Annotated in this window: 11 protein-coding genes and 1 rRNA gene; 2 read left to right on the forward strand and 10 right to left on the reverse strand. The window is 67.2% G+C overall.

Annotation, left to right across the window (positions count from 1 at the left end; genetic code table 11):
* The 4 genes from ACIQC0_RS00005 to ACIQC0_RS00020 form a co-directional block, all read right to left on the reverse strand.
* Positions 1–93, reverse strand: a 16S ribosomal RNA gene (locus tag ACIQC0_RS00005); the annotation flags it as partial.
* A 499-nt stretch (positions 94–592) separates the two neighbouring features.
* Positions 593–1,906 carry a tyrosine--tRNA ligase gene (gene tyrS / locus ACIQC0_RS00010; RefSeq protein WP_377217124.1) on the reverse strand — a complete coding sequence of 438 codons (1,314 nt, stop codon included), beginning with the start codon at positions 1,904–1,906 and terminating at the stop codon, positions 593–595.
* A gap of 60 nt (positions 1,907–1,966) precedes the next feature.
* Entirely contained in the window at positions 1,967–4,195 is a 2,229-nt protein-coding gene (locus ACIQC0_RS00015; protein ID WP_400532097.1) for a HelD family protein, read from the reverse strand.
* A 51-nt stretch (positions 4,196–4,246) separates the two neighbouring features.
* A complete protein-coding gene (locus tag ACIQC0_RS00020; protein ID WP_377217122.1) occupies positions 4,247–4,924 on the reverse strand; it encodes a DNA-3-methyladenine glycosylase in 678 nt (225 codons plus the stop codon).
* Positions 4,925–5,017: 93 nt separating this feature from the next.
* Here ACIQC0_RS00020 and ACIQC0_RS00025 point away from each other — a divergent pair, with 93 nt between their 5' ends.
* Positions 5,018–6,496, forward strand: a complete 1,479-nt coding sequence (locus ACIQC0_RS00025) for an AlkA N-terminal domain-containing protein (RefSeq protein ID WP_400532099.1) — start codon at positions 5,018–5,020, stop codon at positions 6,494–6,496.
* Positions 6,493–7,041 carry a methylated-DNA--[protein]-cysteine S-methyltransferase gene (locus ACIQC0_RS00030; protein ID WP_400532101.1) on the forward strand — a complete coding sequence of 183 codons (549 nt, stop codon included), beginning with the start codon at positions 6,493–6,495 and terminating at the stop codon, positions 7,039–7,041. The genes ACIQC0_RS00025 and ACIQC0_RS00030 overlap by 4 nt, the downstream gene beginning before the upstream one ends.
* Positions 7,042–7,133: 92 nt before the next feature.
* Here ACIQC0_RS00030 and argH read toward each other — a convergent pair whose 3' ends face one another.
* The 6 genes from argH to argB are packed head-to-tail and all read right to left on the reverse strand — an operon-like array spanning position 7,134 to position 13,592.
* Positions 7,134–8,561: an argininosuccinate lyase gene (gene argH, locus ACIQC0_RS00035; RefSeq protein ID WP_400532103.1), complete on the reverse strand. Its 1,428-nt coding sequence runs from the start codon at positions 8,559–8,561 to the stop codon at positions 7,134–7,136.
* A 5-nt stretch (positions 8,562–8,566) separates the two neighbouring features.
* The gene (locus ACIQC0_RS00040; RefSeq protein WP_400532105.1) at positions 8,567–9,772 is read right to left on the reverse strand and encodes an argininosuccinate synthase; all 1,206 of its coding nucleotides are present in this window, start codon (positions 9,770–9,772) and stop codon (positions 8,567–8,569) included.
* A gap of 46 nt (positions 9,773–9,818) precedes the next feature.
* The gene (locus tag ACIQC0_RS00045) at positions 9,819–10,349 is read right to left on the reverse strand and encodes an arginine repressor (RefSeq protein ID WP_377217117.1); all 531 of its coding nucleotides are present in this window, start codon (positions 10,347–10,349) and stop codon (positions 9,819–9,821) included.
* Positions 10,349–11,353 carry an ornithine carbamoyltransferase gene (argF, locus tag ACIQC0_RS00050; RefSeq protein WP_400532107.1) on the reverse strand — a complete coding sequence of 335 codons (1,005 nt, stop codon included), beginning with the start codon at positions 11,351–11,353 and terminating at the stop codon, positions 10,349–10,351. Before argF ends, ACIQC0_RS00045 begins: the two co-directional genes overlap by 1 nt.
* Entirely contained in the window at positions 11,350–12,627 is a 1,278-nt protein-coding gene (locus tag ACIQC0_RS00055; protein WP_400532109.1) for an acetylornithine transaminase, read from the reverse strand. The genes argF and ACIQC0_RS00055 overlap by 4 nt, the downstream gene beginning before the upstream one ends.
* Entirely contained in the window at positions 12,624–13,592 is a 969-nt protein-coding gene (gene argB, locus ACIQC0_RS00060) for an acetylglutamate kinase (RefSeq protein ID WP_400532111.1), read from the reverse strand. The genes ACIQC0_RS00055 and argB overlap by 4 nt, the downstream gene beginning before the upstream one ends.
* Position 13,593: the final 1 nt, after the last annotated feature.

The following is a 13,593-nucleotide window of genomic DNA, read 5'->3' on the forward strand; positions in this document are numbered from 1 at the left end:
TAATCCACCAGCAAGCTGGCTTCATCGTTCGACTTGCATGTGTTAAGCACGCCGCCAGCGTTCATCCTGAGCCAGGATCAAACTCTCCGTTGAAGAAAAACAGACACAACCCCAAGCCCCGGGAAAACGGGACCAAAAGGCTGCACAAAATTTGAAACCAGCTGTAAAAACCATGCACACCACGGGGTGGCGGCACAGCAAAAACAACCAATCAATAAAACAATTGGTATCAACAAACTTGGCACACTATTGAGTTCTCAAACAACAGACACACCCGAATATTCCCGAAGCAATTCATTCAATGAATTTCGCTTCGTATTTCTTCGCTGCGATGTTTTTATCTTATTTCATCTTCATTCGCTTTTGCAAATCCGGTTGTTTTCCCGGAATTCACTCAATCGAGATGAATCCGCCCAGCAAAATATCGAAGGACTCTTCAATCCGTGCCCTGCACGGCCAAGAATCGCTTCTCATTTGTTGGGGGTTTGTCACCACTCAGCGGCGGCGACTCAGAAAACAATACACGCCCCTCCGCGGCCGTGCAAATCGGCTCCGGAAGGGCGTGCATCGGGCTGGGCGGGCAGGCTGCCGGCTAGGGAACCAGGACCTGAACCGTCGCGAGGTTCTTCTTGCCACGGCGCAAAAGGAGGTACTGCCCATGGAGCAGTTCGGACTCCGAAATCACGGCTTCCGGGTCCAGTACCTTCTCGTTGTTTACGTAAGCGCCACCCTCCCCTACTGTGCGCCGGGCAGCAGACTTGCTCTCCGACAATCCGGAGGCGACGAGCAGGTCGATGATGCCAAGCGCGTCGACCTGGACCGTGGCGGAAGGAAGCTCCGAGGTGGCTGCCTGCAGCGTCTGCTTGTCCAGCGCAGAAAGGTCGCCGTTACCGAACAGCGCGGCGGAGGCGGCGATGACCTTTTCCGTGGCCTCGACACCGTGCACCAACGAGGTAACCTCGAACGCCAGTTTCCGCTGGCCTTCCCGTGCGAACGGGCGTTCTGCCACGGCCACGGCAATCTCTTCGATCTCGGCACGCGACAGGAAGGTGAAAACCTTCAGCCGGTCCACCACGTCAGCGTCGGCCGTGTTGAGCCAGAACTGGTAAAACGCGTACGGGCTGCACATGCCGGCATCCAGCCAGATGGCGTTGCCCTCGCTCTTGCCGAACTTGGTTCCGTCGGAGTTGGTGATCAGTGGGGTGCCAAGTGCGTGGACGCTCTTGCCTTCCACCTTACGGATCAGTTCGGTACCGCTGGTGAGGTTGCCCCACTGGTCGGAGCCGCCGGTCTGCAGGACGCAGCCGTATTCGCGGTACAGCTCCAGGTAGTCCATGCCCTGCAGGATCTGGTAGCTGAACTCCGTGTAGCTGATGCCCTCGTCCGAGCTCAGGCGCGAGGCCACCGCATCCTTGCGGAGCATGGTTCCGACGCGGTAGTGCTTCCCTACTTCACGCAGGAAGTCGATGGCGCTCAGCGGTGCGGTCCAGTCAAGGTTGTTGACCATCCGCGCGGCATTGTCGCCCTCGAAGCTGAGGAATCGGCGCACCTGGGCCTGGAGGTACCCGACCCATTCAGCAACGGTGTCCTTGGTGTTCAAGGTGCGCTCCGCCGTCGGACGCGGATCACCGATCATCCCGGTGGATCCGCCCACCAGGCCCAGGGGGCGGTGCCCCGCCAGCTGCAGGCGCCGCATGAGGAGCAGCTGGACCAGGTTGCCCAGGTGCAGGCTCGGTGCGGTGGGGTCGAAGCCGCAATAGTACGTAACCGGTGCACCGGCGAGGAGCTTTTCCAGCTCCGCTTCGTCGGTGGAGACGTGGACCAGGCCACGCCACTTCAGCTCCTGCCAAATATTGGCAAAGGTGGGGTCGTTCTGCTGCGATTCGAGGCTGCTTAGTTCTGGCACGCCTTCTAAGTTAGCAGTATTGCCGCGGCCTCCCTCAGCGCCGCGGGCGGCCCTCCAATTTCACCGGATAATGCCTGCCGGCACCGGCTGCCCTGCGATCAACCGCAGCCGCTGCGTGGCACGGGTCATGGCAACATACAGGTCCCCCACCTTGCCGTGCTCATGGTTGAGCATCATGGCAGGCTCCAGCACCACCACGCCGTCGAACTCCAGGCCCTTGGCCTCACGCGGACTGATCACCACGATGTCCTGCTCATAGCTGCCCGCGCCGTTGCCGATGCGCCGGCCGTAGGCGGCACGCAGGGCGGATGCAGCTTCAGCGAGAAGGGGACCGTCGGCAATCACGGCGAGCAGGCCGCCGTCGAGCGCTGCAAGCTCCTCCGGCAGCACCTCCACCAGGCGGTCCACCAGCGCACCCGGCTGTACCTGGTCCACGATCGGCGCCCAGCGGCCCTCCCGGACCGCCTTGGGCGCAGACACCACCAGGCCGGCGGCGTTGGCCATCCGCACCGCGGCCTCGGCGATCTGCGTGGGCGTACGGTAATTGACCGTCAGCTCCTCCAGCTGCCACCTGTCACCGAACATGGGCCCCAGCGCACCCTGCCACGAGTTGGCGCCGGCAACGGAACTGGTCTGGGCAATGTCCCCCACGATCGTGAAGGACTTCAGCGGGCACCGGCGAACCAGCAGCCGCCACTGCATCGGGGACAGCTCCTGGGCCTCATCCACCACGATGTGCCCGAACGCCCAGGTCCGGTCCGTGGTGGCGCGCTCGGCCGCGGTGAGCCGGGCCTCGCGTTCCTGGTTCTGCTCCATCAGGTCCTCGGCCGTCATGAGCGCATCAACGCCGGCCGTTTCCATGTTGACCAGCGTCTGCTTGGCGTTGGCCAGGTCCCGCGCGCGGTCGTGTTCCTGCTGGGCCAGGCCGCGGCCGGCCGCCGGGTCGAGTTCGCCCAGCAATTCGGCGGCTTCGTCCAGCAGCGGAACGTCGGATTCGGTCCACGGGGCGTCCGCCGGGCGCAGCAGCAGATCGCGCTCGGCGGGCGAGAGATGTGGGGTGCAGAACTCCAGCACGGCGGGCTTGCTGAACAGCTCGGAAATCAGCTTCTCCGGCGTCATGGGCATCCAGCAGAGGTTCAGCGCGATCCGCACGTCCCGGGCGGTCCGGACATCCTCGGCCAGGTAGGAGCGGTCCGCGTTGTTGCCGATGTTCCCGGCTTCCACCATGTCCGTCAGCTGTTCGGTCAGCTCACGCAACAGGATCTTCACGAAGGTCACCCTGGCCTCGTTGTACGGCTTTCCGGTGGACCGGGCGCGTTCGCGGGCGCGGCGCACCTGGCGCGGCGTGAGGGTGAGCTTGCGCCCGTCCACCTCCAGGATCTGGTTCCCGGCCGGGACCCGCTGGCGGTTGGAGACGGCGTTGGCCACCACGGTGGCCATGTCCAGGCGCCCCTTGATGGCCGCCACGGCGGCTTCCGTTTCGGGAACAGCCTGGATCCCGGGCATCAAGCGGCCCAGGCTGGCCATCACGACGCCGGTCTCACCCAGCGAGGGCAGCACCCGTTCGATGTACTTCATGAACGACGACGACGGGCCCACCAGCAGGACACCTGCACTCTTGAGCCGGTCCCGGTGGGTGTAAAGAAGGTAGGCGGCGCGGTGCAGCGCCACGGCAGTCTTGCCCGTACCCGGCCCGCCCTGCACCACGAGGGCACCGGAGATGGAGGAACGGATGATCCGGTCCTGTTCCGACTGGATGGTGCTGACGATGTCCGACATGCGGCCGGTCCGCTTCGAATTTAGGGCCGCCAGCAGGGCCCCTTCGCCCTGCAGCGACTCGTTGTCCGCGAGCATGGAGGCATCCAGCACGTCATCCTCGATCGCCTTGACCTCGCGGCCCTGCAGGATCAGGTGCCGGCGCCGCCGCACGCCCTGCCGGTCGAAAGCGGTGGCCTGGTAGAAGTGGCCGGCTTCCGGCGCGCGCCAGTCCACCATGAGCCGCTGCAGGTCCTCGGTGGACAGGCCGATACGGCCGATGTACTGCGCTTCCCCGGAATCCAGGTCCAGCCGGCCGAAGACCAGCCGGTCATCCACGGCGTCCAGCTGCGCCAGGCGGTCCTCATACAGGGCAGCAAAGGCGTCACGTTCGGAAACATTCTGCATGGTGCCCACGGCGCCGGCCCGCCGGACCTGCGCCAGCTGCCGGCGCTTTTCCTCGCGGAGCTCTTCCAGCCGGGCATAAAGGCCGGCCACATACTCCCGTTCGTGGGCCAAATCCGCGTCGAGCATTAACGTTCCCCTATCGCAAAAGACAGACCTACCATTCTACAACCATTTCCGTTAACGGGCGCCAAACGCGGGCGGTCCGGCCTTCCCCGGGCGCGGCTTCGCGGCCTTGTACCGGGACACGGTGGGATCGCCTGTGATCCAGTACCGCCATGCATACTCCCCGGACCCGCCGGCGCCGGACACCCCCACCCGCGGACCGGAGCTGACCGCCCCAGCCGGGCGGGGCGGAAGTACCAGCGCAAAAGGCGGCGCCAGGGCATCCCGGCCGCTGTCCGCCGTCGTAAGGCCCAACGCCTTGGCGAGCCGGGCAGGGCCGCTGGCGAGATCGGCGGCGGTCCTGGACGTGTGCCGGCGTTTCCGTGCCAGCTCGAGGCCGTCCACGATTTCGCCGGCGCGCAGCAGCAGGGCGGAAGCTGTGCCAGGGGGGCCGCACACAATATTGGTGCAGTGGTGCATCCCGTAGGTGAAGTAGACGTAGAGGTGCCCGGCCGGGCCAAACATCGGCGCGTTGCGCGGAGTGGGGCCGCGGTACGTGTGGGAGCCGGGGTCGGGATGGAGCGAATCCTCCGGGCCCAGGTACGCCTCAACCTCGGTCAGCCGGACAGAGACCGGCCCCTCCCGGGACTCGTGCGTGAGGACGGCACCGAGCAGCAGCGGGGCAAGGTCGCGGGCGTCTCCGGACAGGAATCGGCGCAGGTCGTCCGGGCCATGAGACAGCTGGTCACTCATGGGCAGACTCTATCGAGACCGGCAGGAAACCGGTTACGCAGCCATGTCCGATTTCCGCTAGGTGCAGCCTCTTCGGGCTGGCAGGATGGAAGCGTGGATTTCTGGCAGCGCTACCGGGCCATCGACGCCCGGGATACCCGCTTCGACGGGCAGTTCTACACTGCCGTGCGGACCACGGGGATCTACTGCCGCCCCTCATGCCCGGCCCGGACGCCCAAAGCGTCCAATGTCACCTTCTACGAGACCTCCGCTGCAGCGCACGACGCCGGCTACCGGGCCTGCAAGCGATGCCTCCCCGAAGCGGTCCCCGGGACGCCGGCGTGGAATCTCCGCCAGGACGTTGCCGGCCGGGCCATGCGCCTGATCAACGACGGCGTGGTGAACCGGGAGGGAGTGGAGGGGCTGGCGGCGCGGCTGGGCTACTCCGCGCGGCAGCTCAACCGGATCCTCACCCACGAACTCGGCGCCGGGCCCCTCTCCCTGGCCCGCGCTGGCCGCGCCCAGACAGCCCGCACGCTGCTGGTGTCCACTTCCATGAAGCTGGGCGATGTCGCCTTTGCTGCCGGGTTCAGCAGCGTCCGCCAGTTCAACGAGACCATGCTGGCGGTCTTCGCCATGACTCCCGGCGAGCTTCGCCTCGCTGCCCGGCCGCACCGGCCCGCCCGCGGAACCACCGCCCTGACGCTCGCACTCCCCTACCGGCAGCCCTTCGACCCAGGCGTTTTCTCCTTTCTGGCGGTCCGCACCATTCCCGGGATCGAGGCCGGGACGGAGGCCTCCTATGCGCGCACGCTGCGGCTGCAGCACGGAGACGCGAGGTTCCGGGTGGATTACGACGACGGCGCCCCGGGCCGGCCGCTGACCCTCACCGTGGGCGCGGTGGACCTTCGCGACCTGCCGGCACTGCTGGGCCGGGTGCGCAGGCTGTTCGACCTGGACGCGGACCCCGAGGCCATCGACGACGCCCTCCGTGGTGATCCCCGGCTTGCACCGTCCGTGGCCGCCGCGCCCGGGCTGCGCATGCCGGGGGCAGTGGATCCGCAGGAGCTGCTGGTCCGGGCCATGATGGGCCAGCAGGTCACGGTCGCTGCCGCCCGCACCGCCCTTATCCGATTGTCTGCCGCGGGCAGTCCAAGTACCGCCGCCGGTGACGGCCTGGAGCGGCTGTTTCCCACGCCGGCGCAGCTAGCGGAGGCCGGACACCTCCTGGCCGGCCCTCGGCGCAGGATCGATGCACTCCTTCACGCAGCATCCGCCATGGCTTCCGGCGAGCTGGACTTTGGCTACGGCAACGATGTGCCGGGGCTCGAAGCCGCCCTCCTGCCCCTGCCGGGCGTGGGAGCATGGACCATAGGCTATGTGGCCATGCGGGTCCTCGGCGCCCCGGACATCTTCCTGGCCAACGACGCGGCGGTACGCAATGGGATCCGCGCGCTCGATCATGGGGGCAGCGCCCTTAGCCCTGACTTCCGGGAAACCAGCCCGTGGCGCTCGTATGCCACCATGCACCTCTGGCGCGCCGCCGCCCGCCCGTCCCCCACAACCACCGTTCCCCTGAAAGGGATGCCATGAAAGCCCAACTTCTGCAGCTGTCCACGCCGGACGGGCCGTTCGCCATCCTCGCGCGTGACGGTGTGGTCCTTGCCTCGGGCTGGACGGCAGGCCTTCCGGAATTGACCGGGCAGGTCCATCCCGGGCTGCGGCCGGACGCCGTGGACATGGTGGCGGATCTCGGAGCCATCTCCTCCGCCGTCGAAGCCTTCTATGCCGGTGACCCCGCCCCGGCCATGGCGGTGCCCGTCCTCCAGCAATCTGGCCCGTTCCGTGCCCATGCCTGGGATGTGCTGCGGCAGGTCAAGCCGGGCTCACCCGTCACGTACTCGGAGTACGCCGCCCTGGCCGGCAATCCGCGCGCCGTGCGGGCCGCGGCCAGTGCCTGTGCCTTCAACGCGGCGGCCCTGTTCGTCCCGTGCCATCGTGTGATCCGGACCGATGGCTCGCTGGGCGGGTTCCGCTGGGGTCTCGCGATCAAGGAAAGCCTCCTGGCCCGCGAAGCCAACCAGCCGCCGTCGTCCGCGTACCCGAACGTCCACATACCCGGACGCTCTCTCACTTAATGCCTGAAAAACACCAACGCTCTCTCATTTTCCTGAAGAAAGTGAGAGAGCGTTGCCCCAAAAGCCGCATTAAGTGAGAGAGCGTCGGGGGGTTAGGCGGCGTAGGTGCGGGCCGTCTCCAGCTCGCCTTCCAGCGCGGCCAGTTGGCGTTCGACGGCGGCCGGTGCCGTTCCGCCCTGGGAGTTGCGGCTGTTCAGTGACCCCTCCGTGGACAGGACAGAGCGGACCTCGGGCGTCAGGTGCTCCGAAATGGCGGCGTACTCCACATCCGTTAGGTCCCACAGCTCAACGTTGCGGGACTCTGCCTGCTTGACCGCGGCGCCGGAGAGCTCGTGGGCTTCCCGGAACGGCACGCCCTGCCGGACCAGCCACTCGGCAATGTCCGTGGCCAATGCAAAACCCTGCGGTGCCAGCGACTCCATCCGTTCGGTGTTGAACTTCAGGGTGGCGATCATGCCGGAAACCGCCGGAAGCAGCAGCTCCAGGGTGTCCGCCGCGTCGAAGACCGGTTCCTTGTCCTCCTGCAGGTCGCGGTTGTACGCCAGCGGCAGTCCCTTGAGGGTGGCCAGCAGCCCGGTCAGGTTGCCGATCAGGCGCCCTGCCTTGCCGCGTGCAAGTTCCGCCACGTCCGGGTTCTTCTTCTGCGGCATGATGGACGATCCAGTGGAATACGAATCATGCAGCGTCACGAAGGAGAACTCCTTGGTGGCCCAGAAGATGACTTCCTCGGAGATCCGGGACAGGTCCACGCCGATCATGGAACACACCCAGGCGAACTCGGCGAAGACATCGCGGGACGCGGTGCCATCGATCGAGTTGTGCACCGCGGAGTAGAAGCCCAGGTCGGCGGCCACCGCCTCAGGGTCCAGGCCCAGCGAGGAACCCGCCAGGGCACCGGAACCGTATGGCGAAACACCTGCGCGCTTATCCCAGTCCTGCAGCCGCTGTACGTCGCGCAGCAGCGCCCAGGCGTGGGCAAGCAGGTGATGGCTGAGCAGCACGGGCTGCGCATGCTGCAGGTGGGTCCGGCCTGGCATGGCCACGCCCTGGTGGGCCTTGGCCTGTTCCACCAGCGCGTCCACCGTGTCCAGCACGCCCCGGGCGATGATGCGGGCATGGTCGCGCAGGAACATCCGGCCCAGCGTGGCCACCTGGTCGTTGCGGGACCGGCCTGCCCGGAGCTTGCCGCCCAGCTGGGCACCAGCGCGCTCTATCAGGCCACGCTCCAGGGAACCGTGCACATCCTCGTCGGACTCCGCAGGCTGGTACGCGCCGGAGGCTACGTCCTCATCGAGCTCCGTCAGCGCGGCAAGCATTCCTTCCAGCTCAGCGTCGTCCAGCAGGCCGGCCTTATGCAGCACCCGCGCGTGCGCCTTGGAACCGGCAATGTCGTAGCGGGCCAGCCGCCAGTCGAAGTGCGTGGACTTGCTGAGCGCGGCCAGCGCGTCCGCGGGGCCGCCGGCGAACCGGCCGCCCCACAGTGCGCCGGTGTTGGTAGCTTCAGACTTTGCGTCAGCCACGCGGGCTACTTCCCTGCGACCCGGATGTCGCGGCCGGAGGCAACCTTGGCGGACATGCCCCACAGCTCGATGAAGCCGCGGGCCATGGACTGGTCGAACGTGTCACCGGTGTCGTAGGTGGCCAGGTCGAAGTCGTACAGCGAGGTGTCGGAGCGGCGGCCGTTGACGATGGCCTGGCCACCGTGGAGGACCATGCGGATGTCGCCGGAGACGTACTTCTGGGTGTCCTCAATGAATGCGTCAAGGGAGCGCTTCAGCGGGGAGAACCACTGGCCGTCGTACACCAGCTCTGCCCAGCGCTGGCCGACCGTTGCCTTGAAGCGGGCCTGCTCGCGCTCGATCGTCACGTCCTCGAGGTGCTTGTGGGCGGTGATCAGCGCCATCGCGCCGGGTGCTTCGTAGATTTCGCGGGACTTGATGCCCACCAGGCGGTCCTCGACGACGTCAATGCGGCCCACACCCTGGGCGCCGGCACGGCGGTTGAGTTCCTGGATGGCCTGCAGCGGGGTGACCCTGACGCCGTCGATCGCCACCGGCACGCCGGCCTCGAAGGAGATGGTGACCTCATCCGGTGCCGGCGGGAATTCCGGAGTGGCGGTGTAGTCGTAGATGTCCTTGGTGGGCGCGTTCCAGATATCCTCCAGGTAGCCCGTTTCGACGGCGCGTCCCCAGACGTTCTGGTCGATGGAGTAAGGGTTCTTCTTGGTGGTTTCGATGGGCAGGCCCTTTTCCTCGGCGAAGGCGATGGCCTTGTCGCGGGTGAGGGCGAGGTCGCGGACCGGCGCGATGCACTTCAGGTCCGGGCCGAGGGTCTGGATGCCCACTTCGAAGCGGACCTGGTCGTTGCCCTTGCCGGTGCAGCCGTGCGCAACCGTGGTGGCGCCGAATTCGCGGGCGGCTTTGACCAGGTGCTTGACGATCACCGGGCGGGAGATGGCGGAGACCAGCGGGTAGTGGCCCTGGTAAAGGGCGTTGGCCTTCAGCGTGGGGACGCAGTATTCGTTGGCGAACTCATCCGAAGCGTCGGCCACGTAGGCCTCCACGGCGCCGCAGCCCAGTGCGCGCTGGCGGATGGTTTCCAGCGATTCGCCGCCCTGTCCGACGTCCACGGCCACGGCGATGACCTCTGCCCCGGTCGCTTCGCCGATCCAGCCGATGGCGACGGAGGTGTCCAGGCCGCCGGAGTAGGCCAGCACAATGCGTTCAGTCACTTTGTTTGCTCCTTGTTGGGGGTTGTTTTGATGATTGTCTTCAAGCTTATTGCCCGGCTTCCTCAGCCAGTTGCAGGAAGCGGGCGGCAAGGTCCGGGCCGCCGAGCGGGTCGCGGGAGACCAGCAGCACGGTGTCGTCACCGGCGATGGTGCCCAGGATGGACGGCATGACAGAGTGGTCGATCGCCAGGGCGAGGAAGTTCGCGGCACCGGGCGGGGTCCGCAGCACCACGAGGTTTGCCGACGCTTCTGCGGTGACCAGCAGTTCGCTGCAGAGCCGGGCCAGGCGGGCGTCCAGGATTTCCTGGCTCACCCCCGCCTTGGCCGCGCGTTCGCCGCCCTCGCCCGGAACCGCGTAGACCAGCGCGCCCTCCTGCCCACGGACCCGGACGGCGCCGAGTTCCACGAGGTCCCGCGACAGCGTCGCCTGGGTGACCTGCACGCCGTCGTCCGCGAGCAAGGCCGCCAGCTCGGCTTGGGAACGCACCGACTGGCCCGTAAGGATCGCGGTGATGCGCGCCTGGCGGGCTGTCTTGGTGGCCGGGCTGGAGCCCGCGGCGGTGGGCTGGGAGGACACTAGAACGTGCTCTCCCCGGTGCCCTCGACCGGCGCGAGGCCGTCCACAAAAGCCAGCCCGGAGCGGTGCATCAGCCATGCCATGAGCGCCTTCTGCGCGTGCAAACGGTTTTCGGCCTCGTCCCAGACGATGGACTGCGGACCGTCGATCACGCCGGCGGAGATTTCGTAGCCGCGGTAGGCGGGCAGGCAGTGAAGCACGACGGCGTCATCCGCAGCCAGGGCCATGGCCTCCTCAGTCACGGAGTACTCCCGGAAAAGCTGCATCCGCGCCTCCTTTTCGGCTTCCTGGCCCATGGACACCCAGGTGTCGGTGGCTACCACGTCGGCACCCTGCAGGGCTTTCGCGGCGTCGGTGGTGATGAGCACGGACCCGCCGGTCTCCGCGGCGCGTTCCTCAGCTGCGGCAACGATGTCCGCGGCCGGCAGGTACCCCTCGGGACCCGCGATCCGGACGTGCATGCCCGCGGTGACGCCGGCGAGCAGGTAGGAGTTGGCCATATTGTTGGCGGCGTCGCCCAGGTAGCTCATGGTGAGTCCAGTGAGCTTCCCCTTGTGTTCCTTGACCGCCAGCAGGTCCGCCAGCAGTTGGCACGGGTGGTAGTCGTCGCAGAGCGCGTTGATGACGGGCACGCTGGAGTTTTCCGCCATGGCCACCAGGCCGGCATGGGCACCGGTCCGCCAGACGATGGTGGATACCATGCGTTCCAGGACCTTGGCGGTGTCCTCCACTGTTTCCTTGTGCCCGATCTGGGCTTCACCGGGGTTGATGATGAGGGCGTTGCCGCCCATGTCGGCGATGCCGGTGGCGAAGGAGACGCGGGTCCTGGTGGAGGTCTTGTCGAAGATCACGGCCACGGTCTTGCGGCCGTTTCCGTGGGCGGCATACGGCTGGACGCTGTACGGTGCGGCCTTCATGCGGGCGGCCAGGTCCAGGACTTCGGCCTGTTCGGCGGGGCTGAGGTCCGTGTCCTTGAGGAAGTGCCGGGTGGAGGAGCGAGTCACTGGGCGTCCTTAGCTGTGTGGAGGATGGCGGGAAAAACGGCGAGGAAGGCGTCGGCCTGCGCTTCGGTGAGGATCAGCGGTGGGGCCAGGCGGAGCGTCCTCGGGCCGGGGCTGTTGACGATAAAGCCGGCGTCGAGGCCTGCCTGCACCACCGCGGGCGCCACGTCGGCGTCCAGGTCGAAGCCGATCAGCAGGCCTTCGCCGCGGACCTCGGTGACGCCGGGAATGGCGCGCAGCCCGTCCCGCAGGTGCTCCCCCACCGCAGCGGCGTTCGCCAGGACGTTTTGGCTTTCCAGTGCGTGCAGGGTTGCGAGGGCGGCCGCGGTGGCCACGGGGTTTCCGCCAAACGTGGTGCCGTGCTGGCCGGCGGACAACAACGACGACGGCGCCTCGCCCAGGGTGATCAGCGCACCGACCGGGAACCCGCCGCCCAGCCCCTTGGCCAGGGTGATAGCGTCCGGAACGATGCCGGCCTCTTCGCTCGCGAGCCACTTGCCGGTGCGGCCGATCCCGGTCTGGACCTCGTCGAGGATGAGCAGTGCGCCCGCTTTGGTGGTGGCGGCCCGGGCCGCCTGGAGGTAGCCGGCGGGCAGTGGCCGTACACCGGCCTCGCCCTGGATGGGTTCGAGGAAAACCGCGGCAACAGTGTCATCCACCGCGGCCTCCAGGGCGGCGATGTCACCGAACGGGATATGCTCCACGCCGCCGGGCAGCGGCTCGAACGGGGTCCGGTAGGCTTCCTTGGCCGTGAGTGCCAGTGCCCCCATGGTCCGGCCATGGAAGGCACCTTCGAGGGCGATGATCCTGGTCCGCCGCGGAGCCTCGCCCGGCGCGGAGCCGGTGTTGCGGCGGGCCAGCTTGAAGGCGGCCTCGTTGGCTTCGGTGCCGGAGTTGGTGAAGAACACCTTGGACCCGGCGGGCGCCTTCGCCAGGGCCAGCAGCTTCTCGGCCAGGGCAATCTGGGTCGGGCTGGTGAAGAAGTTGGAGACGTGCCCCAGGGTGGCCAGCTGGCTGCAGATCACGGACGTCACGAAGGGGTGGGCATGGCCCAGCGCGTTGACGGCGATGCCGCCCAGCAGGTCAAGGTATTCCTTGCCGTCGGCGTCCCAGACGAGGCAGCCGGCGCCCCTGACCAGGACGCGCTGCGGGGTGCCGAAAACCCCCATCAGGGAGCCGGAATAGCGGGCCAGCCAGTCGGCGCCGCTGCCGTCGCCGGTGATCAGCGCGGCTTCGGCGCCGGCGGCGGCGGGGTTGACGTCAACAGTGTGGTTCATGCGTTGACCTCCTGGTCAGGAACTACCTGGGTGCCGATGCCGGCGGTGGTGAAGGTTTCCAGCAGCATGGAGTGCGGCAGGCGCCCGTCCACGATGTGCGCGCGTTCCACGCCGCCGTCAACGGCCTTCAGGCAGGCCTCCATCTTGGGGATCATGCCGGATTCCAGGGTGGGAAGCAGTTCGCGCAGGTCTGACGCCTTGAGCGACGAAATCAGCGAGGACCTGTCCGGCCAGTTGGCGTACAGGCCCTCCACGTCGGTGAGGATCACCAGTTTGGAAGCGCCGAGAGCTTCGGCGAGGGCGGCGGCTGCCGTGTCCGCGTTGACGTTGAGCACCTGGCCGGTGGTCTGGTGCGTCTCCCCCTGGGCGCGGCCGTCGACGGCGGTGCCCGGGTTGGCGATTTCGGGCGCCACGGTGGAGATTACCGGAATCCGGCCGGCGGCCAGGATGTCCAGGATGCCTTCGGGATTCACGCCCACCACCTCGCCCACCAGGCCGAGGTCCACTTCCTCGCCGTCGATCACGGTGCCGGTGCGGACCGCCCGGAGCAGGCCGCCATCCTCGCCGGACATGCCCACGGCGTAGGGGCCGTGGGAATTGATGAGGCCTACCAGCTCACGTCCCACCTGGCCGGTCAAGACCATGCGCACTACGTCCATGGCCTCCGGCGTGGTGACGCGCAGACCGCCCTTGAACTCGGACTCGATCCCCAGCCGGGCCAGCATGGAATTGATCTGCGGGCCTCCGCCGTGGACCACCACGGGATGGATGCCCACGTGGTGCAGGAAGACCACGTCCTCGGCGAACGCGCGGCGCAGTTCGTCGTTGACCATCGCGTTGCCGCCGTACTTGATCACCATGGTGGTGCCGGCAAAGCGCTGGATCCAGGGCAACGCCTCGATCAGCGTGGCGGCTTTGTCCTGGGCGTCCAGCATCGAGGTGTTTTCACGGGTTCGGGTGTTCATG

This window comes from Pseudarthrobacter sp. NPDC092419 (genome assembly GCF_044755045.1).
Lineage (GTDB): Bacteria > Actinomycetota > Actinomycetes > Actinomycetales > Micrococcaceae > Arthrobacter.